Origin of the sequence: Rivibacter subsaxonicus (assembly GCF_004217215.1) — a bacterium.
Classification (GTDB): Bacteria; Pseudomonadota; Gammaproteobacteria; order Burkholderiales; family Burkholderiaceae_C; genus Rivibacter; species Rivibacter subsaxonicus.
The window spans coordinates 671,057-698,014 of record NZ_SHKP01000005.1 but is presented as its reverse complement, the minus strand read 5'-3'; the positions used below and the strand labels follow the sequence as shown (position 1 = coordinate 698,014).

General features: G+C 70.3%; 26 protein-coding genes and 1 riboswitch. Of the genes, 15 read left to right on the top strand and 11 right to left on the bottom strand.

The features are described 5' to 3' along the window. Position 1: 1 nt before the first annotated feature. The 3 genes from EV670_RS09175 (at position 2) to EV670_RS09165 (ending at position 3,538) form a co-directional block, all read left to right on the top strand. Positions 2 to 1,735: an ABC transporter substrate-binding protein gene (locus EV670_RS09175; protein WP_130431532.1), complete on the top strand. Its 1,734-nt coding sequence runs from the start codon at positions 2 to 4 to the stop codon at positions 1,733 to 1,735. Between the two features lie 109 nt (positions 1,736 to 1,844). After that, positions 1,845 to 2,831: a Bug family tripartite tricarboxylate transporter substrate binding protein gene (locus EV670_RS09170; RefSeq protein WP_130431531.1), complete on the top strand. Its 987-nt coding sequence runs from the start codon at positions 1,845 to 1,847 to the stop codon at positions 2,829 to 2,831. A 68-nt stretch (positions 2,832 to 2,899) separates the two neighbouring features. Continuing rightward, complete coding sequence (locus EV670_RS09165; protein ID WP_130431530.1) at positions 2,900 to 3,538, top strand: ProQ/FINO family protein; 639 nt, start codon at positions 2,900 to 2,902, stop codon at positions 3,536 to 3,538. Between the two features lie 50 nt (positions 3,539 to 3,588). Here EV670_RS09165 and EV670_RS09160 read toward each other — a convergent pair whose 3' ends face one another. Continuing rightward, positions 3,589 to 4,695 (bottom strand): DUF2855 family protein, encoded by a 1,107-nt coding sequence (locus tag EV670_RS09160; RefSeq protein WP_130431529.1) that lies wholly within the window; start codon positions 4,693 to 4,695, stop codon positions 3,589 to 3,591. 83 nt (positions 4,696 to 4,778) lie between these two features. Between EV670_RS09160 and EV670_RS09155 the strand changes: the two genes are divergently transcribed. After that, positions 4,779 to 5,144: a translation initiation factor Sui1 gene (locus EV670_RS09155; protein ID WP_130431528.1), complete on the top strand. Its 366-nt coding sequence runs from the start codon at positions 4,779 to 4,781 to the stop codon at positions 5,142 to 5,144. Positions 5,145 to 5,285: 141 nt separating this feature from the next. Next, entirely contained in the window at positions 5,286 to 5,666 is a 381-nt protein-coding gene (locus EV670_RS09150; protein ID WP_130431527.1) for a hypothetical protein, read from the top strand. Positions 5,667 to 5,724: 58 nt separating this feature from the next. Here the strand turns inward: EV670_RS09150 and EV670_RS09145 are convergent, their stop codons facing one another. Beyond that, entirely contained in the window at positions 5,725 to 6,762 is a 1,038-nt protein-coding gene (locus tag EV670_RS09145; protein WP_130431526.1) for an RNA methyltransferase, read from the bottom strand. Between the two features lie 126 nt (positions 6,763 to 6,888). Between EV670_RS09145 and EV670_RS09140 the strand changes: the two genes are divergently transcribed. From EV670_RS09140 to EV670_RS09125, 4 genes are all read left to right on the top strand, one after another. Continuing rightward, entirely contained in the window at positions 6,889 to 7,866 is a 978-nt protein-coding gene (locus EV670_RS09140) for a DMT family transporter (protein ID WP_130431525.1), read from the top strand. 234 nt (positions 7,867 to 8,100) lie between these two features. Further along, the gene (gene infA / locus EV670_RS09135) at positions 8,101 to 8,358 is read left to right on the top strand and encodes a translation initiation factor IF-1 (RefSeq protein WP_130431524.1); all 258 of its coding nucleotides are present in this window, start codon (positions 8,101 to 8,103) and stop codon (positions 8,356 to 8,358) included. Positions 8,359 to 8,389: 31 nt separating this feature from the next. Further along, complete coding sequence (locus EV670_RS09130) at positions 8,390 to 8,635, top strand: hypothetical protein (RefSeq protein ID WP_130431523.1); 246 nt, start codon at positions 8,390 to 8,392, stop codon at positions 8,633 to 8,635. 16 nt (positions 8,636 to 8,651) lie between these two features. Continuing rightward, on the top strand, positions 8,652 to 8,930 hold the full coding sequence (locus tag EV670_RS09125) for a hypothetical protein (protein WP_130431522.1): 279 nt from the start codon (positions 8,652 to 8,654) through the stop codon (positions 8,928 to 8,930). Positions 8,931 to 8,935: 5 nt separating this feature from the next. Here the strand turns inward: EV670_RS09125 and glcF are convergent, their stop codons facing one another. From glcF to EV670_RS09090, 7 genes are all read right to left on the bottom strand, one after another. Then, positions 8,936 to 10,183 (bottom strand): glycolate oxidase subunit GlcF, encoded by a 1,248-nt coding sequence (gene glcF / locus EV670_RS09120; protein WP_130431521.1) that lies wholly within the window; start codon positions 10,181 to 10,183, stop codon positions 8,936 to 8,938. A 3-nt stretch (positions 10,184 to 10,186) separates the two neighbouring features. Continuing rightward, positions 10,187 to 11,317, bottom strand: a complete 1,131-nt coding sequence (gene glcE, locus EV670_RS09115) for a glycolate oxidase subunit GlcE (protein WP_423213577.1) — start codon at positions 11,315 to 11,317, stop codon at positions 10,187 to 10,189. 34 nt (positions 11,318 to 11,351) lie between these two features. Further along, positions 11,352 to 12,869, bottom strand: coding sequence for an FAD-linked oxidase C-terminal domain-containing protein (locus EV670_RS09110; protein WP_130431519.1), 1,518 nt, complete (start codon positions 12,867 to 12,869; stop codon positions 11,352 to 11,354). Between the two features lie 116 nt (positions 12,870 to 12,985). Beyond that, positions 12,986 to 13,558 (bottom strand): hypothetical protein, encoded by a 573-nt coding sequence (locus EV670_RS09105; RefSeq protein ID WP_165393282.1) that lies wholly within the window; start codon positions 13,556 to 13,558, stop codon positions 12,986 to 12,988. A 5-nt stretch (positions 13,559 to 13,563) separates the two neighbouring features. After that, positions 13,564 to 14,763 carry an FIST signal transduction protein gene (locus EV670_RS09100; protein ID WP_130431517.1) on the bottom strand — a complete coding sequence of 400 codons (1,200 nt, stop codon included), beginning with the start codon at positions 14,761 to 14,763 and terminating at the stop codon, positions 13,564 to 13,566. A gap of 38 nt (positions 14,764 to 14,801) precedes the next feature. Continuing rightward, positions 14,802 to 15,551: a PhaM family polyhydroxyalkanoate granule multifunctional regulatory protein gene (locus EV670_RS09095; RefSeq protein WP_130431516.1), complete on the bottom strand. Its 750-nt coding sequence runs from the start codon at positions 15,549 to 15,551 to the stop codon at positions 14,802 to 14,804. An 85-nt stretch (positions 15,552 to 15,636) separates the two neighbouring features. Continuing rightward, positions 15,637 to 16,626, bottom strand: coding sequence for a fumarylacetoacetate hydrolase family protein (locus tag EV670_RS09090; protein ID WP_130431515.1), 990 nt, complete (start codon positions 16,624 to 16,626; stop codon positions 15,637 to 15,639). A 100-nt stretch (positions 16,627 to 16,726) separates the two neighbouring features. Between EV670_RS09090 and EV670_RS09085 the strand changes: the two genes are divergently transcribed. The 3 genes from EV670_RS09085 to EV670_RS09075 all read left to right on the top strand — a co-directional run bounded on the left by EV670_RS09085 (position 16,727) and on the right by EV670_RS09075 (position 19,294). Next, positions 16,727 to 17,794 (top strand): DUF3108 domain-containing protein, encoded by a 1,068-nt coding sequence (locus EV670_RS09085; RefSeq protein ID WP_165393281.1) that lies wholly within the window; start codon positions 16,727 to 16,729, stop codon positions 17,792 to 17,794. Between the two features lie 82 nt (positions 17,795 to 17,876). Beyond that, on the top strand, positions 17,877 to 18,194 hold the full coding sequence (locus tag EV670_RS09080; protein ID WP_130431513.1) for a BTH_I0359 family protein: 318 nt from the start codon (positions 17,877 to 17,879) through the stop codon (positions 18,192 to 18,194). Between the two features lie 44 nt (positions 18,195 to 18,238). Continuing rightward, complete coding sequence (locus tag EV670_RS09075) at positions 18,239 to 19,294, top strand: homocysteine S-methyltransferase family protein (protein ID WP_130431512.1); 1,056 nt, start codon at positions 18,239 to 18,241, stop codon at positions 19,292 to 19,294. 12 nt (positions 19,295 to 19,306) lie between these two features. Here the strand turns inward: EV670_RS09075 and EV670_RS09070 are convergent, their stop codons facing one another. Further along, positions 19,307 to 19,795 carry an OmpA family protein gene (locus tag EV670_RS09070; protein ID WP_165393280.1) on the bottom strand — a complete coding sequence of 163 codons (489 nt, stop codon included), beginning with the start codon at positions 19,793 to 19,795 and terminating at the stop codon, positions 19,307 to 19,309. 91 nt (positions 19,796 to 19,886) lie between these two features. Further along, positions 19,887 to 19,997, top strand: a riboswitch (S-adenosyl-L-homocysteine riboswitch). Positions 19,998 to 20,081: 84 nt separating this feature from the next. Here EV670_RS09070 and metH point away from each other — a divergent pair. From metH to EV670_RS09055, 3 genes are all read left to right on the top strand, one after another. Continuing rightward, a complete protein-coding gene (gene metH, locus EV670_RS09065; RefSeq protein ID WP_130431510.1) occupies positions 20,082 to 22,850 on the top strand; it encodes a methionine synthase in 2,769 nt (922 codons plus the stop codon). Positions 22,851 to 23,116: 266 nt separating this feature from the next. Then, the gene (locus EV670_RS09060; protein WP_130431509.1) at positions 23,117 to 24,871 is read left to right on the top strand and encodes a DUF1800 domain-containing protein; all 1,755 of its coding nucleotides are present in this window, start codon (positions 23,117 to 23,119) and stop codon (positions 24,869 to 24,871) included. An 8-nt stretch (positions 24,872 to 24,879) separates the two neighbouring features. Next, on the top strand, positions 24,880 to 26,424 hold the full coding sequence (locus EV670_RS09055) for a DUF1501 domain-containing protein (RefSeq protein ID WP_130431508.1): 1,545 nt from the start codon (positions 24,880 to 24,882) through the stop codon (positions 26,422 to 26,424). On the opposite strand, the gene EV670_RS09050 is transcribed toward EV670_RS09055, so the two are convergent. Further along, positions 26,352 to 26,879 (bottom strand): hypothetical protein, encoded by a 528-nt coding sequence (locus EV670_RS09050; protein ID WP_130431507.1) that lies wholly within the window; start codon positions 26,877 to 26,879, stop codon positions 26,352 to 26,354. The two genes, EV670_RS09055 and EV670_RS09050, sit on opposite strands and share 73 nt — an antisense overlap. Positions 26,880 to 26,958 lie beyond the last annotated feature (79 nt).

Genomic DNA, 26,958 nt, shown 5'->3' with positions numbered 1-26,958 from the left:
GATGAAGCTGCACCGCACCGCACTGGCCATCGCGGCCACCGCGTTCCTGGCCGGGCACAGTGCCTGGGCCGGCGAGGCCGAGGCCAAGAAGTGGATCGACGCCGAGTTCCAGCCCTCGACCCTCAACAAGGACCAGCAGATGGCCGAGATGAAGTGGTTCATCGAGGCCGCCAAGAAGCTGCAGGCCAAGGGCGTCAAGGAGATCTCGGTGGTCTCCGAGACCATCACCACCCACGAGTACGAATCCAAGACCCTGGCCAAGGCCTTCTCCGAGATCACCGGCATCAAGGTCAAGCACGACCTGATCCAGGAAGGCGACGTGGTCGAGAAGCTGCAGACCTCGATGCAGTCGGGCAAGAGCATCTACGACGGCTGGATCAGCGACTCCGACCTGATCGGCACCCATTACCGCTACGGCAAGATCCTGCCGCTGACCGACTACATGGCAGGCGCCGGCAAGGAGTACACCAACCCCGGGCTGGACCTGAAGGACTTCATCGGCACCAGCTTCACCACAGCGCCCAACGGCAAGCTCTACCAGCTGCCCGACCAGCAGTTCGCCAACCTCTACTGGTTCCGCGCCGACCTGTTCGCGAGACAGGATCTCAAGGACAAGTTCAAGACCAAGTACGGCTACGAACTCGGCGTGCCACTGAACTGGAGCGCCTACGAGGACATCGCCGAGTTCTTCACCAACGACGTCAAGACGATCGACGGCAAGCCGATCTATGGTCACATGGACTACGGCAAGAAGGACCCGTCGCTCGGCTGGCGCTTCACCGACGCCTGGCTGTCGATGGCCGGCACCGCCGACAAGGGCATCCCCAACGGTCTGCCGGTCGACGAGTGGGGCATCCGCGTCGCGGCCGACAAGTGCACGCCGGTCGGCGCCTCGGTGTCGCGTGGCGGCGCGACCAACTCGCCGGCGGCGGTGTTCGCGCTGACCAAGTACGTGGACTGGATGAAGAAGTACGCGCCCAAGGACGCCACCGGCATGACCTTCGGCGAGGCCGGCCCGGTGCCGGCACAGGGCCAGATCGCGCAGCAGATCTTCTGGTACACCGCCTTCACCGCCGACATGACCAAGCCCGGGCTGCCGGTGGTCAACGCCGACGGCACGCCCAAGTGGCGCATGGCGCCCGGCCCCAACGGCCCCTACTGGAAGCAGGGCATGCAGAACGGCTACCAGGACGTGGGCTCGTGGACCTTCTTCAAGGACCACGATCCCAACAAGGTCGCCGCGGCCTGGCTCTACGCGCAGTTCATCACCGCCAAGAGCACCTCGCTGAAGAAGACCATCGTCGGACTGACGCCGATCCGCGAGAGCGACATCCGCTCGCAGGCGATGACCGATCTCGCGCCCAAGCTCGGTGGCCTGGTCGAGTTCTATCGCAGCCCGGCGCGCGTGGCCTGGACGCCGACCGGCACCAACGTGCCCGACTACCCGAAGCTGGCGCAGCTCTGGTGGAAGAACGTGGCGCAGGCGGTGACCGGCGAGAAGACGCCGCAGGCCGCGATGGACACGCTGGCCGACGAGATGGACGCGGTGATGGCCCGCCTGGAGCGCGCCGGCATGGCCAACTGCCCGCCCAAGCTCAACCCCAAGGGCGATCCGGCCAAGTACCTGAGCGACAGCGCGGCGCCGTGGAAGAAGCTCGCCAACGAGAAGCCCAAGGGCGAGACCATCGCCTACGACAAGCTGCTCACCGCCTGGCGCGAGGGCCGGGTGCGCTGAAGAAGGCCTTGCTCGTCGAGGGCGGCGTGGCGTCACGCCGCCCTTGACGAGGCCGATGGCTCTGGTAGCTTGCGGCGCGTCCACCGCGTGCAACCTACCGGAGTTCCCGATGCCCCGTCTCCTCGGCAATCGCCGCCGCCTGCTGCAGTCCCTTGCCTGCTCGCTGGCACTCGTGGTCGGCGCAGGCCCGGCCCTCGCCGCCGACAGGGCGCTCAAGATCCTGGTCGGCTTTCCGGCCGGCGGCGGCACCGACGCGATCGCGCGGGTGCTGGCCGACAAGCTGAAGGACGAGCTCGGCAGCACCGTGATCGTCGAGAACAAGCCCGGTGCCGGCGGCCAGATCGCGGCCCAGGCACTGAAGGTGGCGCCGGCCGACGGCAGCACCGTCTTTCTCTCGCACGACCACACGATCTCGATCCTGCCGCTGGTGATGAAGAACCCGGGCTTCGACCCGGCCCGCGACTTCGTGCCGGTGGCGGGCTTCGCGACCTTCGTCAATGCCTTCGGCCTCTCGGGTGGCACGCCCGCGAAGAGCCTGCCCGACTACGTGGCGTGGGTGAAGAAGGAGGGCGCCGGCAAGGGCGTGGTCGGCGTGCCGGCCCCGGCCTCGGTACCCGAGTTCCTGGTCAAGGTGCTGGGCGACAAGTACCAGCTCGACCTGGTGGCCGCGCCCTATCGCGGCAGCGCGCCGATGATCACCGACATGCTCGGCAACCAGATCGCCGCCGGCGTGGCCTCGGTGCCCGACTTCATCGAGAACCACCGCGCCGGCAAGCTGCGCATCGTCGCGGTGCTCGGCGACAAGCGCCAGCCGGCGCTGCCCGAGGTGCCGACGCTGGGCGAGCTCGGCATCAAGGGCTTCGAGGACGTGCCCTACTACGCCTTCTTTGCGCCGGCCGGCACGCCCAGGGCCGAGCTCGATCGCTTCTCGGCCGCGCTGGCCAAGGTGGTCGCGCAGCCCGATGTGCGCGAGCGCCTGGGCGGCATGGGCCTGGCGGTCGGCTTCATGCCGCAGGACCAGTTGATCGCGCGCGAACGCGCCTACGCGAAGACCTGGGCCGAGATCATCCGCACCAGCGGCTTCCAGCCGCAATGAAGCGAGGCCCGGTGCGCGGCGACAGCCACTGGGCACAATCCGCCCCCTGATCCCTTGTTGTCCGCTTCATGACCTCGACCCCGCCGCCGCCCACCGAGGCTCCCGCACCCGACGTGCCCGCCGCCGCCAGGGAGCTGTCGCCGGCCGATTGCGCCGCCCAGCTCAAGCAGCGCTTTCCGGCGCTGTTCTCGGGCACGCCAAAGCCGCTGAAGCTGCGCATCCAGGCCGACATCCAGGAGCGCGCGCCCGGCGTGTTCAGCAAGCAGGCGCTGTCGGCCTTCCTACGCCGGCACACCGGCAGCACCGCCTACCTGATCGCGCTGAGCAAGAACACGCAGCGCTTCGACCTCGACGGCGCGCCCGCCGGCGAGCTCAGCGCCGAGCACCGCCAGCTCGCCGCCGAGGAGCTCACGCGTCGGCGTGCGGTGCACGAGTCGCGCCGCGAGCTCGAGGAGCAGCAGCGGCGCAACCGCGCCGGCCTGTTGCGCGACTTCCAGACCACGACGCTGACGCCGGCCAATTTCTGTGCGCTCAAGGGCGTCGCCGTCGAGGAACTCGATGGCCTGCTCGCGATCGCGCGCGCCGAGGCCGAGGAGTGGGCGCGCCAGGCGCCGCCGCAGCGACGCGACGCGCGCGAACACCAGGACCGCCGCAGCCCCGGCGGCCAGCGTCCCGACCGGCCGCGGCCGCCGCGCGAACGGCGCTAGGTAGGGCCCGTTTGCGCTGCCGGAGGGCTCGCGCCCGGGCCGCGCAAGCGCTACAGACTCAGCACATGCCCCGTCTGGGGCCGGGTGCCGCCGCCGAGCAATTCGCGATAGACCTGTTCGACCGCTCCCGGTCCCGCGCCGCGCTCGACCGTCAACCACGGCGAGGCTGAATCGGTGGCCGGCTTCAGGAAGGCGAGCCAGGCCGCCTCGATGCGCCGGCCCAGCTCGGCCGGGCCCCAGTCGCCATGGCGCTTCTTGATCTGCGCCGGGGCGAAGAACAGCACCGGCCGCGGGCCGGCCAGGCCCTTGCCACCGCCGAGTTCGTCCCAGTGGGTGCCGCCGACCGAGCAGCTGTACCTGAGCTGCTGGTCGAAGTGCGCGTGCACCTGGCTGCGCACCGGGGCGCTGCCGCTCATGTCGACATAGACGGTCGGCGTGCCGGCCGGCAGCGAGGTGATGGCGTCGTAGTCGACGACCTCGTCGTAGCAGCCCAGGCCCGCGGTGAAGGCCCGGTTCGCGGCCGAGGTGAGGCCGACGATGCGCGGCGCGCCCGGCGTGCCGCGCCGCTGCGACAGGCAGAACGCGGTGCCGTAGGCGGTCTTGCTCGAGGCGCTCGACAGCAGCACCGTGCTCGCGCCGAAGAAGTCGTTGTCGGCGAGGAAGTCGTCGATCAGGAACGAGGTCGTGAACAGCGGCCGCAGCAGCGCGATCTCGGCTTCCAGTTCGGGCCGGTAGCCGGGGTCGGCGCTGCAGCGCGCGTAGCGGTTGTAGACCGCGTGCAGTTCGCGCCGATGCGGCGCGCCATCGCTGAAGCCGCTGGCCCCGACCTTCTCCGGTTCGAGCACGACAAAGCGGCTCACGGGAAAGTAGCCGTAGAAGCGCTCGCCGACGGCCACGCCCTCGACGCCGCTCTCGACCACGTCGGCAAAGCCCCAGACCGGGATGCGGCCGTGATCGGGCACTGCGCAGGGAAAGAAGTCCCAGTAGCGCATGGTCTCGCCGAAGGCGGCGTAGGTGATGTTGTTGGAGGTGAGCGCGAAGGCGTCGATGCGCAGCCGCACCTGGCCGGGCCGCAGCGCGACGCTAGCGGCCTCGTCGTCGATGAAGCGCGCCTCGTGCAGCTGGCCGCGGCGGACGATGAAACTCTGTGCGCTCATGCTGGTCGTCTCCTTCGGCGAGCACTGTAGGCTGCGCGCGTCCTCGGTGACCAGCTATCACGCACGCGACACAATGCAGGGTCATGAAACACGACCAGCAGCGCAGCGGCGGCCTCGTCTACTCGACCGACTCCGGACGCATGTGCCCCGGCTGCCGCCAGCCGCTGGCCCGGTGCAGTTGCAGCCAAGCCAAGGCGGTGCCTGCCGGCGACGGCATCGTGCGCGTCTCGCGTGAAACCAAGGGCCGCAACGGCAAGTGCGTCACCGTGGTCAAGGGCCTGTCGCTGGAGGCCGCTGCGCTCGACAAGCTCGGCCGCGAACTCAAGGCCCTGTGCGGCTCCGGCGGCACCGCGCGCGACGGCGTGATCGAGGTGCAGGGCGACCATGCCGAGAAGCTCGTGGCGCACATGACGCGCGCGGGCTGGGTGGTCAAGCGCGCCGGCGGCTGATGAGGGCCCGAGCAGACAGGCTGGCGCCAGCCACCGCGCTATAGACTGGGTCAGGGGCACTGGCTTGCGCGCTTCGCAGTCGCAAGCCAGCGTGCCCGCATCCGACGCATCACCAATCTGCAACCACAGAAGGTATCCACGATGAAGACGACGACCATCACCACCCTCGCCCTGCTGGCGGCCCTGAGCGGCCTGGCCCAGGCACAGACCGCCGCGCCCGCCGCGACCCAGAGCACCGACCCGATCGTCCAGATGCGCACCGAGAAGCGCGACGCCAACCAGGTCTACCGCGAGGCAACGACCGCCGCGCGCAAGGAGCGCGACGCCAAGGTCAACGCAGCGGTCGACGCCGCGGTGAAGGACGCGAAGGCGCAGGGCAAGGATCCGATGGTCGCCCGGCGCGATGCGCGCAGCAAGGCGCGCGCAGCAACCCGGCCCGCCTACGACGCCCAGATGGCGGCGGCGCGCAAGGAGCGTGACACAGCGCGCGCGGCGGCGCAGGCCACCGCCACCAAGTCCTGACCACGCCGGCAGGCAAGCGCCTGCAGGACCTCGACCGCCCCGCCCCAGGCGGGGCGTTTCAATTGGGCGTCGCCCGGATCTCGATCAGCCTTGCCGCCCCGCTCGGCGCCCGCGCCCGCAACTGCCCGCAACCGCCTTCCACGTCCTGCCCCGCCGAATCGCGCAGCTTGGCGAGCACACCGCGCCGATGCAGCGCGCGCACCAGCGTCGCCGCCCGCTCGCTCGAGGGGCGCCTGAAGTCGAGACCGCCGACGCTGTTGTACGGGATCATGTTCATCAACGCGTACTTGCCGCGCAGCAGGTGCACGATGCCGTCGACTTCGTCGTCGCCGTCGTTGATGCCATCGAGCAGCGTCCACTGGTACTGGATCGGGTAGCCGGTCGCGCGCGCGTAGCGCTCGCCCAATGCGACCAGTTCGGACGGGTCGATGCGTGGCGCGCGCGGCAGCAGTCGGGCCCGCAGCTCGGCCTTCGTCGAATGCAGCGACAGCGCAAGTGCCGGCTTCACGCGGCCCAGCGGCAGGCGCTCGAAGACGCGCCGGTCGCCGACCGTCGAGAACACCAGGTTCTTGTGGCCGATGCCACCCTCGACGCCGAGCAGCTCGATCGCCTCGAGCACGTTGTCGAGGTTGTGGGCGGGCTCGCCCATGCCCATGAACACCACCTTCTTCACCGCCCGCCGCTGGCGCGCCAGCGCCACCTGGGCCACGATCTCGACACTGCTGACCTGGCGCAGCAGGCCCTCGCGGCCGGTCATGCAGAACACGCAGCCGACCGCGCAGCCGACCTGGGTCGAAACGCACAGGCCGTCGCGCGGCAGCAGCACGCTCTCGACCGTCTGACCATCGGCCAGTTCGACGAGCAGTCGCTCGGAGCCGTCTGCGGCCGGATGCGCCGATGCCACGCGCGCGCCCGCCTGCAACTCGGCGCCCAGCAGCGCCCATTCGGCATCGAGCTGGTCCGGCAGGCGGAAGCCGCGGTGGCGCCGATTGCCGCCGGCGATCAGGCCGAGCGACCACTCGCGCAGCAGCCGCTGCTCGTGGCAGGGCTTGGCGCCGTGGGCGCGCAGGCGTTGGCGGACTTGCTCGATGTGCATGGACGAACGGCGACGGGACGGGAGCAGACGAAGTCGGAGCGGCGAGTGTAGGCAGGCTCGACCGGCACGCGTAGGGCACGCCGTCGAGGTCCGCCGTCGAATCCGGCTTCGGGGATGATCGGACCGATGTGGATCGGAACCTTCTACGCCCTCGTCGCCGGCCTGCTGTGGGGACTGGTGTTCGTCAGCCCGCTGCTGCTGGCCGAGTACCCGGCCGCGCTGCAGTCGGTCGGGCGCTACCTCGCCTTCGGCCTGATCGCGCTGCCGCTGGGCTGGCTCGACCGCGCGCGGCTGGCGCAACTGACGCGCGCCGACTGGATCGAGGCGCTCAAACTGGCCGCGATCGGCAACCTGCTGTACTACCTGTGCCTGGCGGCGGCGATCCAGCGCGCTGGCGGACCACTGCCGACGATGATCATCGGCACGCTGCCGGTGGTGATCGCGGTCAGCTCCAACCTGCGTGGCTCGGCGGTGGTGCGCCAGCGTGATGGCCGCCTGCCGTGGGCGCGGCTGGCGCCCTCGCTGCTGCTGATCGGCACCGGCATCGGCCTCGTCAATCACGTCGAACTGACCGCGCTGCGCGCCGACGCGGGCGTCGACCTCGGCCGCTACGCCAGCGGCGCGGCGCTCGCGCTGGTCGCGGTGGCCTGCTGGACGTGGTACCCGATCCGCAACGCCGACTGGCTGCGCGCCCACCCCGACCGCAGCCCGCGCACCTGGGCCACCGCCCAGGGCCTGGCCACGCTGCCGCTGGCGCTGGCCGGCTACGTGCTGCTGTGGGCGTTCATGACCGCCAGCGGCAGCGACTTCGCCATGCCCTTCGGCCCGCGGCCGGAGGTCTTCATCGGCCTGATGCTCGCGATCGGCCTGCTCGCCTCATGGCTCGGCACGCTTTGCTGGAACGAGGCCAGCCAGCGCCTACCACCGGCACTCGCGGGCCAGTTGATCGTCTTCGAGACGCTGGCCGCGCTGGCCTACGCCTTCGTGCTGCGCGGCTCGGCGCCGGAGCCGATGACCCTGCTCGGCGTGGCCTTCCTGGTCGCCGGCGTGCTGTGGGCCCTGCGTTCCAGGCCGGTTCCGGCGGCGACCGAGGGCACACCCTGAGCGACTCCGTGGCGCCGCACCAACGCATCTCCCCGATCTCTGATACAATTACTGCACCGCAGCGAGAACCGACCGCATGATTGGGCGGAACTGGAACCCGTCACCTTCGCTGCAGCGATCCCGTCGTCGTGCCGTTTGGCCGATGTCCGGTAGAACGAAGCCCACGGCCCCGAACTGACGGGATGCCAGTGGGCTTTTTCTTTGGTCGCCCAACCCCTTTTTGGAGACGCCGCAATGGCCAAGGAAGAACTGATCGAGATGCGCGGCGTGGTGGATGAAGTGCTGCCCGACTCGCGCTTTCGCGTGCGCCTGGAGAACGGGCATTCGCTGGTGGCCTATACCGCCGGCCGCATGAAGAAGCACCACATCCGCATCCTCGCCGGCGACCAGGTGTCGCTCGAACTCTCGCCCTACGACCTGAGCAAGGGTCGCATCACCTTCCGTCACATCGAGCAGCGCGGGCCTTCGTCCGCGCCACGTCGTTCGTACTGATCGCGCGCGCCGCCCCGCCCTCGCGCCGGGAATGGCCACCGCTGCCGATCGGCGCCTGCACGGCTACAGCTCGCGCCGCGAACGCCTGCGCGCGGCGCTGCCGGGCGCCGTCGATCAACTGCGAGCGCGTCGCGCCGACCTCATCGGCGACGGCGTGATCGCCGACTACATTGCCCTCGACTGGCTGCGCTGGCGCGGCAGTGACCTGCGACTGACGGCCTTGGGCAGCAAGGTCTGCCGCCAGTTGGCACTGTCCGAGCCCGAGCGGCTCGGCTGAACCACTGGGCGCTTCGATGCACAAGGAAGCGCTGACGCCCGAGGTGCTGACGCTGATGGTGCAGCGGCGCCTGTGCTGGGTGCCGGCGCTCAAGGCCGCGATCGAGCAGGACGCCGGGTTTGCGATCCGGGTCGGCCCGCTGCGCGCCCACGAGCGCGACCACCAGGGCCGCAACTGGAACATCGAGAGCTTCGCCACCGGCTTCGTGCACTGGCCACAGTGCTACGACGAGTTCCGGCTGATCGTCGACCGCCTGCGCGGTGACTACGACGTCAGCGACACGGCTACCGCCTGACGGCCTCAGGCCCGCAGCGCCTCGTCGAGCACCTCGATCCAGTGCCGCACCGGCGTCGTGGTGCCGCTTTGCAGGTGCTGGATGCAGCCGATGTTGGCCGAGACGATGGCCTGCGCCTCGACCTTGGCCAGCGCCTGCAGCTTGCGTTCGCGCAGCTGCGTCGCCAGCACCGGCTGCAGCACCGAGTAGGTACCGGCCGAGCCGCAGCAGAGGTGGCTCTCGCCGGCCGCCAGCTCGATCTCGAAGCCCAGCTCACGCAGGCCGGCCTCGACGCCACCGCGCAGTTGCTGGCCATGCTGCAGCGTGCACGGCGGGTGATAGGCCAGGCGCGGCTTGCTGCCGCTGCGCAGGCGTGACTTCAGCTTCGGCACCAGCTCCGGCAGCAGTTCCGAGACGTCGCGCGTCAGCTCGCTGATGCGCGCCGCCTTGGCCGCGTAGGCCGGGTCGTGCGCCAGCGCGTGACCGTACTCGCGCACCATCAGCCCGCAGCCCGAGGCGTTCATCACCAGCCCCTCGACCTTGCCGTGGGCGCCGATACCCTCGACCAGCGGCCACCAGGCGTCGATGTTGCGGCGCATGTCGATGAGGCCGCCGTCGCGATCGTTGAGGTGGGTGCGCAGCGCGCCGCAGCAGCCGGCCTCGTCGGCGACGATGGTCTGGATGCCGGCGGCGTCGAGCACGCGCGCGGTGGCGCTGTTGATGTTGGGCAGCATCGAGGGTTGCACGCAGCCCATCAGCATCAGCATCTTGCGCGGGTGCGAGCGCACCGGCCAGTCGTGGGCGCGCGGACCGCTCGCGGCCGGCACCTTGGACTTGAGCGCCGCCGGCACCAGCGGCCGGAACAGCTGGCCGAGCTTCATTGCAGGCGCGAACAGCGGCGAGTTCATGCCCTCCTTCAGCGCCCAGCGCAGGGCGCGTTCGCCGGTCGGCCGCTCGACCTGGGCATCGACCACGCGGCGACCGATCTCGACCAGTTCGCCGTACTGCACGCCCGAGGGGCAGGTCGTCTCGCAGTTGCGGCAGGTCAGGCAGCGATCGAGGTGGAGCTGGGTGCTGCGGGTGGGCGTCTGGCCCTCGAGCACCTGCTTGATCAGGTAGATGCGCCCGCGCGGGCCGTCGAGCTCGTCGCCGAGCAGCTGGTAGGTCGGGCAGGTCGCGGTGCAGAAGCCGCAGTGCACGCACTTGCGAAGGATCGCCTCGGCCGCGCGGCCATCGTCGGTGTCCTGGTACTGCGGGGCGAGTTGGGTCTGCATGAATCAGGGCAACAAGCGCCCGCGGTTGAAGATGCCGGCCGGATCGAAGGCGGCCTTGAGCTGGCGATGGATGCGATCGAGTGGCGGCGCCAGCGGCGCGTGCACCTCGGCGGCGCTGCGGCGCGGATGCTCGCCGCCCTCGCGCCACAGCGTGGCATGGCCGCCGCGATCGCGCGCCATCTCGCGCACCACGCTGGCCGGTGCCGGCGTGCACCACCAGCGCTGCGCGCCGCCCCATTCGATCAGCTGCTCGCCCGGCAGCGGCAGCACGGGCGCGGTCTGCGGCACCGAGACGCGCCACAGCGTGAGCGGCACGCCGTTGGGCGCGCCGGCGTCGACCTGGCGCTCGACCTTGACGAAGAACTCGTCGCGCTGGTCGCGCAGGCCCCGCCAGAAGGGCTGCGCCACCGACTCGTCGATCAGCTCGCCGCCGAGTGCGTTCAGCGCCGCGTCGACCGCGGCGCGCGCGCCGCGCAGTCGCAGCAGCAGCGTGCCGTTCCACCAGGCGCTGGCGTTGATCGGCAGCGGCTTGCCGCCGAAGACGTTGAGCTGGCGCAGCGCGGTCGCCTCGTCGCACTCGAAGCGCAGCGTGGCCTGGGCCGGTGCCGTCGGCAGCACCTTCAGCGAGACCTCGCAGATCAGGCCCAGCTCGCCCATCGAGCCGGCCAGCAGGCGCGAGACGTCGTAGCCGGCGACGTTCTTGATGACCTGGCCGCCAAAGCTCAGCAGTTCGGCGCAGCCGTTGAGCAGCACGGCACCCAGCACGTAGTCGCGCACGCCGCCGACCGCGGCCCGGCTCGGCCCGGCCAATCCGGCCGCGACCATGCCGCCGACGGTGCCGCTGCGGCCCGCATCGGTGCCGAAGCGCGGCGGCTCGAAGGGCAGGCACTGGCCGCGTTCGGCCAGCGCCGCCTCCAGCTCGGCCAGCGGCGTGCCGGCGCGCGCGGTGACGACCAGCTCGGTCGGCTCGTAGCTGCTGATGCCGCTCAGCGCGGTGGTGCAAAGCGGCTCGCCGACGATCGCGCCACCGACGAAGTCCTTGCTGCCATGGCCGACGATCGCCAGTGGCGAGGCATCGGCATGCGCGGCGCGAATGCGCTCGACCAGGGCTTCGAGCTCGGCGTCTGGACGCAGATCCTGGGGTGCGTTCATGAGGGCAGAAACCTGATCAGAAGCGCGGCAGGTCGGGATGCGGCAACAGGCCGCGCCTGACATGCATCTTTCCGTACTCGGCGCAGCGATGCAGCGTCGGAATCACCTTGCCCGGGTTCAGCAGCTCCAGCGGGTCGAAGGCGCGCTTGAGCGCGAGCATCTGCTCGCGCTCGCCGGGCGCGAACTGCACGCACATCGAGTTGAGCTTCTCGACGCCGACGCCATGCTCGCCGGTCACGGTGCCGCCGAGCGCGACGCTGGTCTCGAGGATGTCGGCGCCGAACAGCTCGGCCCGGTGCAGTTGCTCGGGATCGGCAGCGTCGAACAGGATCAGCGGATGCAGGTTGCCGTCGCCGGCGTGAAAGACGTTGCAGCAGCGCAGGCCGTACTTCTGTTCCATCTCGTGAATGGCGATCAGGATGTCGGCCAGACGCTTGCGCGGGATGGTCGAGTCCATGCACATGTAGTCGGGGCTGATGCGACCGCTGGCGGGGAAGGCGTTCTTGCGGCCGGACCAGAACTTCAGCCGCTGCGCCTCGCTCTGGCTGACCTCGATGCGGCTCGCGCCGTTGGCCTGGAGCACCTCGACCATGCGGCCGATTTCCTCCTCCACCTCCTCCGGCGTGCCATCGCTTTCGCAGAGCAGGATCGCCGCGGCCTCGAGGTCGTAGCCGGCGTGGACGAAGTCCTCGACCGCGGCCGTCATCGGCTTGTCCATCATCTCGAGCCCGGCCGGGATGATGCCGGCACCGATGACGCCGGCCACCGCGTCGCCGGCGGCGCGCACGTCGTCGAAGCTGGCCATGATGCAGCGCGCCAGCGTCGGCTTCGGCAGCAGCTTGACGGTGACCTCGGTGACCACGCCGAGCATGCCCTCGCTGCCGATGAAGACCGCGAGCAGGTCGAGACCGGGCGCGTCGAGCGCATCGGCACCGAGCGTGAAGGGCTCGCCCTCGACCGTGAAGCCGCGCAGCTTGAGCACGTTGTGGACCGTGAGGCCGTACTTCAGGCAATGCACGCCGCCCGAGTTCTCGGCCACGTTGCCGCCGATGGTGCAGGCGATCTGGCTGCTCGGGTCGGGCGCGTAGTAGAGGCCATGCGGCGCCGCGGCCTCGCTGATCGCCAGGTTGCGCACGCCGCCCTGGACCACCGCGGTGCGCGCCAGCGCGTCGACCTTGAGGATCTTGTTGAACTTGGCGAGCGACAGCGTCAGCCCCAGAGCATGCGGCATCGCGCCGCCCGACAGCCCGGTGCCGGCACCACGCGCCACCACCGGCACCTGCAGCGCGTGGCAGGCGCGCAGCACCGCGCCGACCTGGGCTTCGGTCTCGGGCAAGGCCACCGCCAGTGGCGTCTCGCGGTAGGCGGTCAGGCCATCGCACTCGTAGGGAACGGTGTCCTCGCGCTGCCACAGCAGTGCGTGTGGCGGCAGCAGCGGCGCCAGCGCGGCGACCAGCTCGTCCTGGCGCCGCTGGCGCTGGGTCGGCTCGGTTGGCTGGCTGCTCTTGACAGCCAGCGCTTCAGGCGCGTTCATCAGAAGGAATCTCCCGCAGGCCACCGGCATCGGCGCCACAAGACGGAGCTTAAGGGTTTGGCGGTCGGCCGTTGGGTCCGCCGCCAGCGAAGCGGCTTTGCCTTGCGGGCACCCAATCAGCGGCTCGGCTCGGATGGCACAACCGGCTGGCGTGGGCCGCGCGGGCCACCGGTCGACGGGCCGGGCACCGGCTGCTCGAGCTTGCGCGGCGGCACCGGCTGCGGCTGCGGCCTTGCTGGCGGGCGCAGGTGGGGTGGCCTCGGCCACGGCCACCAGAGGATGTTGCGGTTGCCGATGTCGGCCGAGGCCTGCTCCGCCGCACGCAGCCTCGCCTCGGCCGCCTCGCGCTCGGCGCGCGCGGCCGCGGCGCGATCGGCGGCAATCTGGCGTTCGGCTTGTCGCTCGCGTTCGGCCTCGGTCTGGCGCGCGATGCGCTCGGTCACCGCCGCGGCGTCACGCTGCGCGGCAGCCCGGCGCGCCTCGGCGCCCGGGTCATCGGGCGTGACCTGCCAGCTGCGTTCGATCTTCGCGTTGGGCAGCGGTCGGTCGGTGAAGATCACGCGACCGTCGGGCAGGCGCTGCTGCACGATCTCGCGCGGCGCCGGCTCCTGCGCGGCAACCACCGTTGCCGCGCCGAGCATCGACAGCAAGCAGGCAGCCGGCGAGCACGCGCGCATGAGTTTGTCCAAGCGGCTCAGGCGGGCGCCGTGAACACCGTCAGCACGCCGGTGTAGCCGTAGAGATGGCGATGGCCGATCTCGCCGGCGGCGAAGAAGCCCGCCAGCGGAACGTCGCCACCGAGTGCGTGGCGCAGGATCTGCATCTCGGCCGAGGGCGCGCCGAAGTGCGGACCTCCGCGACCGGTGCAGCTCGCATAGAGCGCACCGACGATGCGGCGCGCGCCGGCGCCGCCGGACTGGTCGGCGTCATAGCCCAGTTCCTCCGGCTCCAGCTCGCTGCGGATCTCGGCGGCGATGCGCACCAGGTCGCGCCGTGCCGCCTCGACGTCGCGCCGGCAGAAGGCGATCTGCTGGCCGGGCTCGGCGTGGTCGGCGATCGCGATGCCGCGCCGGCCCGGGTCGATGCCGACCAGGTGCCGCACCCGAACGTCGGTGCCGAACTGGCCCGGATGCGTGATCGCCCGCGCGTCGCCATCGGAGACGCCGACCAGGGTGTGGCGCAGCGCGCCCAGCGCCTCGCGCGGATGCTCCTCGCTGACGCCGAGGTCGGCGAACAGCAGGTCGAGCGCGGGCTGGCCGTCGAGCGCGAACACCACGTTGCGTTCGACCTCCGTCACGCGCCGCGCCGGCCCGACCGGCTGGCAGCCCTGCGTCACGCGCGACAGCATCGCGACGTCGGCGCCGAAGGCCACGCCCGAGAGCCCGCCCTCGAAGACGCCGTCGGCCAGCGTCACGACACGCGTGCGGCTCGAGGCCAGGCCGCCGAACAGGTAGCCGCCGTCGGTGCGTTCGGCAAGCTCTGCCACCAGCTCGGCCAGGTCCTGGGTGCCCGGGTCGGCATGGACCTGCGCCGCATGCGCCGTGAAGCCGACCTGTGCCGCCAGGGGTTCGCGCCCGGAGAACAAGCGGAACTGGGCCGCGGGCAGGTCGCTGAGCATCAGCACCAGCCCCGGCTCGTCGAAGTACTCGACCCCGCTCGCGCAGACCCCGACACCGACCGCGCCGACCCAGGCGCAACCGGGCCAGCGCTCGCGCAGCGCGACCAGCAACTCGTCGGCATGCGGCGCGTGATGGTCGGCGAGATAGCACCAGCCAAGCGTCGGCGCGGGCGGCGCCAGCGGATCGAGCTGGGCCAGCACCAGCGACAGCGCCATGCGCCAGTCGGGGTGCATCGCATGCGCGGCGGCAAAGCGTGGAGCGACGAGCGTGGTCATGGTGTCGGGGCCCGGTACTGCACTAGGGCGCTGCGGCTTCAGCCGGCGCTGCTCGTCGCGCGCTTGCGGGCCGGCTTGCGGGCGGCCGCCTTGGCACTCTTGCCGGCAGCCACGGTCGTGCGCTGGCGCTTGGCCTCGGCCGCGCCGCGAGCCACGTTGGTGCGCACGGCGCCGGCCACCTCGGCCGCCTTGCGCGCCGGCGCCATGCCGACGTTAACGCCGGCCTTGAGCGTCTGCTCGGCGGCACTGAAGCTTTGCTTGACGAGGCTGTTGGCCAGGTTCTTGGCCGAGTCGCTGGCGGCGTCCTTCATTGCCTGCGTGGCCAGGGTGCCGAACTGCTTGGTCAGCGCGCCCCACCACTGCATCGGGTCGACCACGCTGCCGGGCAGGGCGGCGGGCGCCGCCTTCTTCTGGCGGCTGCTCGCGCGCGGCTTGGCGGCCGGTGCCGCCGCGGGCTCGGGCGCAGGGGCCGGCTCCGTCTCGGGCAGCCGGATCTTCATCGCCTCGCGCAGGTCGGCCACCTGCACGTTCATGGTCTTGAGCGTCGACAGCGTCATGCGCTGCACCTCGAGCGCCTGGATCGTGGCGCCGAGCATGCGCGCGTTCTGCTCGAGCCAGAACTGCACCGTGCGCAGTTCCTCGATGCGCTTCTCGAGCTCCTCGGGGTTCAGCGTCGGCGCCACCCACTGGCCGATGTTGGGCAGCACCGAGCCGGCGTTCTTGACCAGCCCCTGCAGGAAGTCGAAGCCGGGAACCATCTTCGCGAAGTCGGGGGCGCTGGCGGCCATGGTGCGGATCTCCTGGTGTTGTGAGGGACCGTTGCGACGGCCCTGATTCACTCTAGCACCGGCTCCCGCGGCCGGCACGCCGGATTCAACCCCCCTCGGTCGGCGCCACGCGCTGCTCGATGGCGCCGAACACGCTCTGGCCGTCCCGGGCGGTCATCTCGATGCGGATCGTGTCGCCGAATCGCATGAACTCGGTGACCGGCGCGCCGCCCTCGATGGTCTCGATGCAGCGCTTCTCGGCGATGCAGCTGTAGCCCCGGCTCCAGTCCTTGTTGCTCACCGTGCCGGAGCCGACGATGCTGCCGGCGCGCACGTTGCGCGTCTTCGCGACGTGGGCGATCAGCTGGCCGAAGTGGAACGTCATCTCCGGTCCGGCCTCGCACAGCCCGACCTGGCGGCCGTTCCAGTCCGAACGCAGCGGCAGGTGCAGGCGCCCGCCCCGCCAGGCCTCGCCGAGCTCGTCGGCGGTCACGGCCACCGGGCTGAAGGCGGTCGCCGGCTTGCTCTGGAAGAAGCCGAAGCCCTTGGCCAGCTCGGCCGGGATCAGCTGGCGCAGGCTCCAGTCGTTGGCCAGCATCAGCAGGCGAACGCCCTCGAGCGCCTGGTCGGGCGTGGCGCCCATGGCCACGTCGCCGGTGATCACCGCGATCTCGGCCTCGAAGTCGATGCCCTGCTCCTCGGAGCCGAAGACCGCCTCGTCGCGCGGACCGAGGAAGTCGTCGCTGCCGCCCTGGTACATCAGCGGATCGCTGTAGAAGCTGGCCGGCACCTCGGCCCCGCGCGCCTTGCGCACCAGCTCCACGTGATTGAGGTAGGCCGAGCCATCGGCCCACTGGTAGGCGCGCGGCAACGGCGCCATGCACATGGCCGGGTCGAAGGGGAAGGCGTGGCGCGCCTTGCCGTGGTTGAGGGTCTGAGAAAGCTCCTGCAGCTGCGGCGCGATGAAGTTCCAGTCGTCGAGCAACTGCTGGAGCCGGGTCGCGCTGCCGGTGGCGTAGTGGGCGAGCGAGAGGTCGCGCGAGACGACGACCAGCTGGCCGTCGCGCGAGCCGTCCTTGTAGGTGGCGAGTTTCATGGGGCGTGCGAATCAGGATGCGCGGCGGGCGCCGAAGCTGCGCAGTGTAGGGATCGCGGCGGCGCCACGTGCCAAGCCAAAGCTGATGACAATGGCGTCGATGAAGACGCGCACCCGCCTCGCGCTGTCGGCGATCGCCACCATCGTGTTGAGTGTTCATTTCTGGATGCTGGCGCGGACCAGGCCCGCCGCGACGCCTCCAGCCTCGAATCCGAAGCCGGCGGCGGCGCTCGATCTGCTGTCGACGCCGGGGAGCACCGGCCCATCGCCACCGGTCGTGCAGCCGGCCGCGCAGCTCGAGTTGCCCGCGCCTCCGGCAGCGCCGGCAGCATCGGCACTGCCTGCAAGCCGCACGACGCAGGCGGTGAAGGTCAACGCCAAGCTCGACCCGAGGGCCGGCGGCGCCGTCACGACCGCGGCGGTCGAGCCACCGGCAGCGCCGGAGGCGGCCTCGGCACCCGCCGCGCCGGCCGCCGCGAGTGCCGCCGAGCCAGAGCCCGCGGCGCCACCGCCGGTCTACCGCACCCGCATGCCACCCGCGGCCACCATCAGCTACCGGCTCAGCCGGGGCGGCGTCAGCGGCAGCGGCAGCCTGGTCTGGCGGCCGGAGGCACAGGGCTACAGCCTCCGGCTCGAAGGCAAGGTGCCGATCGTCGGCACGCTGATCACCCAGAACAGCCGTGGCAGCCTTGAAGCGGCCGGGCTGGCGCCGCTGCGCTTTACCGACAAGCGGCTGCGGCGCAGCGAACAGGCCGCCAACTTCCAGCGCGCCGGCGATGGCAGCGGCGAGGTCACGTTCTCGGGCTCGACCAACGCGGTGCCGCTGCACCGGGGCACGCAGGACCGGCTCAGCGTGATGGTGCAGCTGGCGGCCATCGCCGAGGCCTGGGGCCGGCCGCCGGCGGTGGGCGACCATGTGCTGGTGCACGTGGTGGGCGCGCGCGGCGACGAGGCGCACTGGTCGCTGCGCTACGAAGGCACCGAGGGCATCCGCACCGAAGGCGGCGAGACCGTGCAGGCGCTCAAGTTCCTGCGCGAGTCCGACTCGCCGCACGGCACGCGGGCCGAGTTCTGGCTGCACCCGGGCCACCACCACCTGCCGCTGAAGGCGCGCCTGAGCGATGGCAACAGCGAACCCTTCGAGCTGCTCTGGCAGTCGGCCGAGTAGCGCCCGCGCCGCCGGCAGCGAAATGGCTTGAACCTCGGCGCCCCGCCCGCATCTGACAGGCAATGCAGCGCAGGGGAACCTCATGTTGATGCTCTACAACTCCGACAACTTCGCCGTCGTCCAGATCGACGTCGATGCCGACGATCCGACCCGCGACGCCCCCGGCGACGGGCTTTCGCTCGCGGTGCCGGGCGGCCTGCTCGAGCCCGCGCTGCGCCGCGGCGGCTACGAGATCGTCGACAAGCTGGCCGGCAAGCAGCTCTTTCTCGAGGGCGCAATGGCGCAGGAGTTCAAGCTCAGCGTCGAGGCACTGGTCGAGACGTCGCCGTCGACCGACGAGATCGACGCCTGGCTCGGACGCTACAGCCCGCTGGCGCAACAGCCCGTCATCCTCCACTAGACCATTCGCGGCAGGGGCAAGGCCCGGCTTTCTACAATCGGCCGATGAAGTCCCTCGCCTACACCCGTGCCGCCGAACTGCCCGCGCTGTTGCGCGCGCGCATCCTGATCCTGGACGGCGCGATGGGTACGATGATCCAGCGCTTCAAGCTCGGCGAGGCCGACTATCGCGGTACGCGCTTCGCCGACCATGCCAAGGATCTCAAGGGCAACAACGAGCTGCTGCAGTTCACGCGGCCCGATGTCATCACGTCGATCCACGAGGCCTACCTCGCGGCCGGCGCCGACCTGATCGAGACCAACACCTTCGGCGCCACCACCGTGGCGCAGGAGGACTACGGGCTCGAGGCCGAGGCCTACGAGATGAACGTAGCGGCCGCGAAGCTGGCCAAGGCGGCCTGCGTCAAGTTCAGCACGCCAGACAAGCCGCGCTTCGTCGCCGGCGCCTTCGGCCCGACCCCGCGCACCGCCAGCATCAGCCCCGACGTCAACGACCCGGGCGCGCGCAACGTCGATTTCGAGACCCTGCGCGCGGCCTACTACGAGCAGGGCAAGGCGCTGCTCGAGGGCGGGGCCGACGTGTTCCTGGTCGAGACCATCTTCGACACGCTCAACGCCAAGGCCGCGATCTTCGCGATCGACGAGCTGTTCGAGAACACCGGCGAGCGGCTGCCGGTGATCATCTCTGGCACCGTGACCGACGCCTCGGGCCGCATCCTCAGCGGCCAGACCGTGACCGCGTTCTGGCATTCGGTGCGCCACGCCAAGCCGATCGCGGTGGGCCTGAACTGCGCGCTCGGCGCCGCGCTGATGCGGCCCTACCTCGAGGAGCTGGTCAAGGCCGCGCCCGACTGCTTCATCAGCTGCTACCCCAACGCCGGCCTGCCCAACCCGATGAGCGACACCGGCTTTGACGAGACGCCGCCGGTCACCGCCGGGCTGATGGAAGACTTCGCAAAGAGCGGCTTCCTCAACATCGCCGGTGGCTGCTGCGGCACCACGCCCGAGCACATCGCGGCGATCGCGCAGCGGGTCGGCGGCTACCGGCCGCGCGCGCGGCAGGAGCGCTGGATCAGCGCGCTGGCCGAGGCAACGGCCTGAGCCGACGGCCGCTCAGCGCGGCCGGTCGCTGATCAGGATCTCGACCACCGGCCGCTCGACGCGGCCCAGGCCCACGACGCGATTGGCCGGCACGCCACGGGTGGCCAGGTGATCGCGCACCCCCTGCGCGCGCTGCAGCGCCAAGGCGGTGGCCGCCTTGTCGTCGGCCGGCGCGTTGATGCGCAACTCGGTCAGCTGCGCCTGCGGCTTGTAGCCTGTGGCCAGTTGATCGAGCACCGCCGCCAGCGGCGGCTTGACGGTCGCCCGGCCGGCGTCGAAGGCGAATTTCAGCGGAACCTCGACCAGCAACTGGCCGGCATCGGTCGCCACCACCAGCACCGGCGTTCCGGCAAGCGCATCGGTCAGGCGCAGCCGCTGGGCCTCGAGTGCCGGCGACAGGCCGCTGGCGGCGGGCCGCGTGGGCGCGGTCGGTGCTCCCGGCGAGGGTGCGGGCGGCGTGGCGCAGCCGACGACCAGCGCGGCCACGAGCAGCAGGAACAATGAGCTTGGCAATCTCGTCATCGGCACAGGTTAGCGCGCATCGAGCAATTCCCGTGAGGCTTTGTAAGTCCCCGGACGGCCTAAAATGCGGGCTCCCGAGGAGCGTTGCGACAGGTAGTGAAGCCATCACCGCCTGCCAGGCTCGGGACCCGGTCGTACCGTCCTCCAAGACAAGCGACCGCAGCAACGGCGCTCACCCCACGCGTCCCGCGGACGTGCCGCGGGTGACCGCAGCAGCCGGCGCGCGTCGTGGGACCCTGAGTTGCCGCCCGGTCGTCTGTTCCGCATGAATCCGCTCTCCGCCCCCGTCGCCGACATCATCCCCCCGCTGCGCCTCTCGGGCCTGGAGCCGGTGGCCATCGGCGCCGGCACGCTGTTCCTCAACATCGGCGAGCGCACCAACGTCACCGGGTCGAAGGCCTTCGCGCGGATGATCCTCGAGGGCCGCTTCGAGGACGCGCTGGCGGTGGCGCGCCAGCAGGTCGAGAACGGCGCCCAGGTGATCGACATCAACATGGACGAGGCCATGCTGGACAGCCAGGCGGCGATGGTTCGCTTCCTGAACCTGATCGCCGGCGAGCCCGAGATCGCGCGCGTGCCGATCATGATCGACAGCTCCAAGTGGAGCGTGATCGAGGCCGGGCTGCGCTGCATCCAGGGCAAGGGCATCGTCAACTCGATCTCGATGAAGGAAGGCGAGGCCGAGTTCAGGCGCCAGGCCAACCTGATCCGCCGCTACGGCGCGGCGACGGTGGTCATGGCCTTCGACGAGCAGGGCCAGGCCGACACCTTTGCCCGCAAGACCGAGATCTGCGCGCGCGCCTACAAGATCCTGGTGGATGAAGTGGGCTTCGCGCCCGAGGACATCATCTTCGACCCCAACATCTTCGCGATCGCCACCGGCATCGAGGAGCACGACAACTACGCGGTCGACTTCATCAACGCCACGCGCTGGATCAAGCAGAACCTGGCCGGAGCCAAGGTCTCGGGCGGGGTCAGCAACGTGAGCTTCTCGTTCCGCGGCAACGAGCCGGTGCGCGAGGCGATCCACACGGTCTTCCTGTACCACGCGATCCAGGCCGGCATGGACATGGGCATCGTCAACGCCGGCATGGTCGGCGTCTACGACGATCTCGACGCCGAGCTGCGCGAGCGGGTCGAGGACGTGGTGCTCAACCGCCAGCCCAGTCTCAAGGACGGCGAGCCGGCGCGCACGCCGACCGAGCGCCTGCTCGAGATCGCCGATGCGGTCAAGGGCAGCGCCAAGGACGACAGCGCGCGCCTGGCCTGGCGCGCGCTGCCGGTGGCCGAGCGGCTCTCGCACGCGCTGGTGCATGGCATCACCGACTTCATCACCGAGGACACGGAGGAGGTCTGGCAGCAGATCAGCCGCGACGGCGGTCGCCCGCTGCACGTGATCGAGGGGCCGTTGATGGCCGGCATGAACGTGGTCGGCGACCTGTTCGGCGCCGGCAAGATGTTCCTGCCGCAGGTCGTGAAGTCGGCGCGCGTGATGAAGCAGGCGGTGGCGCACCTGCTGCCCTACATCGAGGCCGAGAAGGCGGCGATGGTCGAGGCCGGCGGCGAGGCGCGCGCCAAGGGCAAGATCGTGATCGCCACCGTCAAGGGCGACGTGCACGACATCGGCAAGAACATCGTCACCGTCGTGCTCCAGTGCAACAACTTCGAGGTCGTCAACATGGGCGTGATGGTGCGCTGCGAGGAGATCCTCGCGCGCGCCAAGGTCGAGGGCGCCGACATCATCGGCCTGAGTGGCCTGATCACGCCGAGCCTCGAGGAGATGCAGCATGTGGCCGCGGAGATGCAGCGCGACGACTGGTTCCGCATCAAGAAGATCCCGCTGCTGATCGGCGGCGCGACGACCAGCCGCGTGCATACCGCGGTCAAGATCTCTCCGCACTACGAAGGCCCGGTGGTCTACGTGCCGGACGCCTCGCGCAGCGTCGGCGTCTGCTCCGACCTGCTCAGCGAGGAGCGCGCCGATGGCTTCCTGAGCGAACTCGCGCTCGACTACGAGAAGGTGCGCGCGCTGCACGCCAACAAGAAGGCCACACCGCTGGTCACGCTGGCGCAGGCGCGTGCCAACAAGACGCAGATCGACTGGTCGGGCCACACGCCGGCGAAGCCGAGGTTCATCGGCCGTCGCGTGTTCCGCAACCAGGATCTTGGCGAACTGGCGGCCTTCATCGACTGGGGCCCGTTCTTCCAGACCTGGGACCTGGCCGGCCCCAATCCGGCGATCCTGCAGGACGCGGTGGTCGGCGAGGCCGCACGCAAGGTGCTGGCCGACGGCCAGGCGATGCTGAAGAAGATCGTCGAGGGCCGCTGGCTCACGGCCAACGGCGTGATGGCGCTGTACCCGGCGGCGCAGGTCGGCGACGACGACATCGCGATCTACGCCGACGAGTCGCGCAGCGAGGTTCTGATGCACTGGCGCGGGCTGCGCATGCAGAGCGAGCGTCCGGTGGTCGACGGTGTGCGGCGCCCCAACCGCTGCCTGGCCGATTTCGTCGCGCCGGCCGGCACCGTACCCGACCACGTGGGTCTGTTCGCGGTGACCGCCGGCATCGGCATCGACAAGAAGGTGGCCCAGTTCGAGGCCGCCCACGACGACTACTCGTCGATCATGCTGAAGGCGCTGGCCGACCGCCTGGCCGAGGCCTTTGCGGAGGCCCTGCACAGAAGAGTGCGCACCGAGCTGTGGGGCTACGCCGCCGCCGAGCAGCTCTCCAACGAGCAGCTGATCGCCGAGCAGTACCGCGGCATCCGTCCCGCGCCCGGCTATCCGGCCTGCCCCGATCACCTGGTCAAGCGGGACCTGTTCCGCGTGCTGGCCGGCGAGGAGATCGGCATGGGCCTGACCGAGAGCATGGCGATGACGCCGGCCGCCAGCGTCAGCGGCTTCTACCTCGCACATCCGCAGGCGGCCTACTTCAACGTCGGCAAGATCGGCGGCGACCAGCTCGAGGACTGGGCGCGGCGCTGCGGGCTGTCGCTCGACGACGCGCGGCGAGCGCTGGCGCCGCTGCTGTGACCCGACGCGGGGCGCGAAGCGTCCCGCGCCACAGGTTGCAGATCCTTACCTAGATGCCAATCGACGCGCCCCGTGGCGCCGGAGGCTGACGCAGGCCGCCAGCTCGACCCCTTTGGCCAGGCTTCATTCGTGACATTCGTCACGTCATATGGGCTGCTTGGGCCGCTGCCTGGCCGGCATGAAAGCTGCCCCGTGGGGCTGAGCCCCAAGCGTGTTACCGGCCGTGCCGGAAGACGCGCCCCAACCAGCCAATGCCCGGGAGACCCATGTTCGGATCAGCACAACGCGCCCGCCTTGCGGCGCTGGCGATCGGCGCCGCGGCCCTGCTCGCGGCCTGTGGCGGCAGCGGCGGCGGCGACTCCGGCGCCACGCCCGAGGCCAGCCTGCCACCGCCGACCCGCCAGGATGCCGGTCGCTTCCTCGCCCAGTCGACTTTCGGCCCGACCGAGACCGAGGTCGACCGCGTCGTGGCGCTCGGCTACGGCAGCTGGCTCAACGAGCAGTTCGCCAGGCCGCAGAGCTCGCATCGATTGAACTGGGACGCCGCCAACGCCGAGCTCAAGGCGCTCGACGCGACCCGCAGCGCCGGCCCCAACGAGGTGCTCAACAGCTTCTACCGCCAGGCCATCGGCGGCGAAGACCAGTTGCGCCAGCGGGTGGCGTTCGCGCTGAGCCAGATCTTCGTGATCTCGATGAACGACAGCACGGTGTCCGACAACACGCGCGGCGTCGCCGGCTACATGGACATGCTCGGCCAGCATGCCTTCGGCAACTATCGCGAGCTGCTCGAAGGCGTCGCGCGCCACCCGATGATGGGCCTGTACCTGAGCCACCTGCGCAACCAGAAGGAGAACGCGAGCAGCGGCCGCGTGCCCGACGAGAACTTCGCCCGCGAGGTGATGCAGCTGTTCTCGATCGGCCTGGTGCAGCTCAATGCCGACGGCACGCCCAAGCTTGATGCCAGCGGCAAGCCGCTCGACACCTACACGGCCGAGGACATCAGCGGCCTGGCCAAGGTCTTCACCGGCTGGAGCTGGTACGGCCCGGACACCTCGGACAACCGCTTCTACGGCAGCTCGAGCGCGCAGGACGTCGACCGCCAGTGGCAGCCGATGCAGGGCTACGCGAAGTTCCACTCGGTGTCGGAGAAGAAGTTCCTCGGCAAGACGATCGCCGCGCAGTCGGGCGCCGACCCGGCCGCGAGCCTGAAGGTGGCGCTCGACACGCTGGCCGCGCATCCCAACGTCGGCCCCTTCATCGGCAAGCAGCTGATCCAGCGCCTGGTGACGAGCAACCCGAGCCCGGCCTACGTGGCGCGCGTCAGCGCCGTCTTCGCCGACAACGGCAGCGGCACCCGCGGCGACCTCAAGGCCGTGGTGCGCGCGGTGCTGCTCGACCCCGAGGCGCGCAGCGCGGCCGCGCTGACCGATCCCAAGGCCGGCAAGCTGCGCGAGCCGGTGCTGCGCCTGAGCGCCTTCCTGCGCGCCTACGGCGCGGTGTCCGACAGCGGCAAGTTCCTGCTCGCCAGCACCGACGATGCCGGCACCCAGCTCGGCCAGAGCGCGATGCGCTCGCCCTCGGTCTTCAACTTCTACCGCCCGGGCTACGTGCCGCCGAGCACGCTGTCGGGCGCGCAGGGACTGGCAGTGCCCGAGATGCAGATCACGCACGAGAGCAGCGTCGCCGGCTACGCCAACTACATGCGCGCCGCGGTGCAGAGCGGCGTCGGCAGCTACGGCGCCACGCTCAGGCGCAACGACATCCAGCCGAACTACGGCGCCGAGCTGCCGCTGGCCGACAAGCCGGCCGAACTGGTCGAGCTGGTCAACCGCAAGCTGATGGCGAGCCAGATGAACGCGGCGCTCAAGACCGAGATCGAGGCGGCGGTCGTGTCGGTCGCGATCCCGGTGCTCAACAGCAGCGGCAGCAACCAGGCCCAGATCGACGCCGCCAAGCTCAACCGGGTGCGGCTCGCCGTCTACCTGGCGCTGGTGTCCCCCGAATTCCTCGTGCAGAAGTGAGCGCAGCGATGAAGAACAAGCTCAGCAACGCCTCGCGCCGCGAGTTCCTGCGCCATGCCGGCGCGCTGTCGATGGTGGGTAGCGCGGCCGCGCCCTTCGCACTCAACCTGGCAACACTCGGCAGCGCCGCGGCCCAGACCAGCGGCACCGGCGACTACCGGGCACTGGTCTGCCTGTTCCTGTTCGGCGGCAACGACGCCTACAACATGGTGCTGCCGACCGACAGCGCCTCGTGGAGCGCCTATTCGACGGTGCGCAACCAGATGCCCGATCCGATCGCGCTGCGCACCGCCGGCACCGCGGCCGACACCGCGGCCGCCCTCGGCAGCCCGGCGCGGCTGGGCGGCGTCCTGCCGATCAACGTGCTCAACAACCAGGGCCGCAGCTTTGCCGTGCATCCGCTGATGAGCGGCGTGCGCGACCTCTTCAACAGTGGGCGACTGGCGGTGCTGCCCAACGTCGGACCGCTGATCCGCCCGACCAGCAAGGCCGACTACGGCAACAGCAGCTTCGCGAAGCCGCCCAAGCTCTTCTCGCACAACGACCAGCAGTCGACCTGGCAGGCCTTCGCCCCCGAAGGCGCGGTCAACGGCTGGGGCGGCCGCATGGCCGACCTGCTGGCCAGCAACCACGGCAAGTCGGTGTTCAGCGCGATCTCGGCCTCCGGCAACTCGGTCTGGCTGGCCGGCCGCGACGTGCTGCAGTACCAGGTGTCGAGCAACGGCGCGATCCGCATCGGCGGCACCGGCACCACGCTGTTCGGCTCGACGGTCGGCTTCGACAAGATGCGCTCGATCATGAGCAGCTCACGCTCGAGCCATCTGCTCGAACAGGACCATGCCGGCGTCGTGGCCCGTTCGATCAGCGCCGAGGCCCAGCTCGGCGCCAGCCTGCCGGCGGCCGGCGGCGCGCCTTATGGCACCGCCCCCGCCACCGGCAACTACAGCGCCGGCGCCGATCCGCTGCTGCAGTACGACAACCCGCTCACTGGCGCCAAGGCCTTCAACAGCCTGGCCCAGCAGTTCCAGGTGGTGGCGCGCACGATCGGCGCCCGCGGCTCGCTCGGCGTCAATCGCCAGGTCTTCTTCGTCAGCATGGGTGGCTTCGACACCCACGACTTCCAGAACCGCAGCCAGGCCGACCTGATGGCCCGCATCTCGCACGCGCTGGCCTACTTCAACGGCACGCTGACGGCGATGGGCATGGCCAACAGCGTGACCACCTTCACCGCCTCCGACTTCGGCCGCACCTTCACCAGCAACGGCGATGGCACCGACCACGGCTGGGGTTCACACCATCTGGTGATGGGCGGCGCGGTCAAGGGTGGCGATCTCTACGGCAACTTCCCGCAACTCGGCACGGCCGACGCCAGGGGCGTGTTCTCGAGCCCGAACCAGATCGGCAACGGCGCGATGCTGCCCGAGACCTCGGTCGACCAGTACGCCGCCACACTCGGCCGCTGGTTCGGCCTGAGCGATGCTCAGTTGCTGGAGTTGCTGCCGAACCTGGTCAACTTCGACGCCAGCCGGCGCAATCTCGGCTTCCTGGCCTGAGCGACGAGCAGCAACGTCAGGATCCCCGCCGCCAGCAGGCTCAGCTGCCGTGGCTCGGGCACCGGACTGTGCAGCACGATGCGCAGTGACTCGCCGCGCTGGTCGGGAAACATCTGCGATGGAATGAACACCAGGCTGGTGGAGTGTTCCTCGTCGGGCGTGATGCGTGGCCGGCCGGCCCAGTAGACATCCAGGCCGTAGGGCAGCGAGGGCTCGCTCGCGACGTTGTTGTTCTTCAACGCGGTCAGCACGAACGCACCGTCGCTGAAGGCTATGTTGAAGAAGTGGTCATAACGCTGGCTCGCGCCGTTGAGTCTCAACAACCAGCTCTCGCCGGCCAGGAAGGAGAAGCCGAACTCCTCCTGCACCACGATGGCCTGCGTGGCATGTGCACCGCCCGCGGCGGCCAGGAAGACCATGACGAGGAGCAGACGGCGGAGAGGGGCGTGTGACATGGCGCGATCCTTGTAATGCTCTTGTCACGGTAGCCACCGCACTTTTCGCAGCCATCCCTAGAGGCGGCCGGCGCGACAC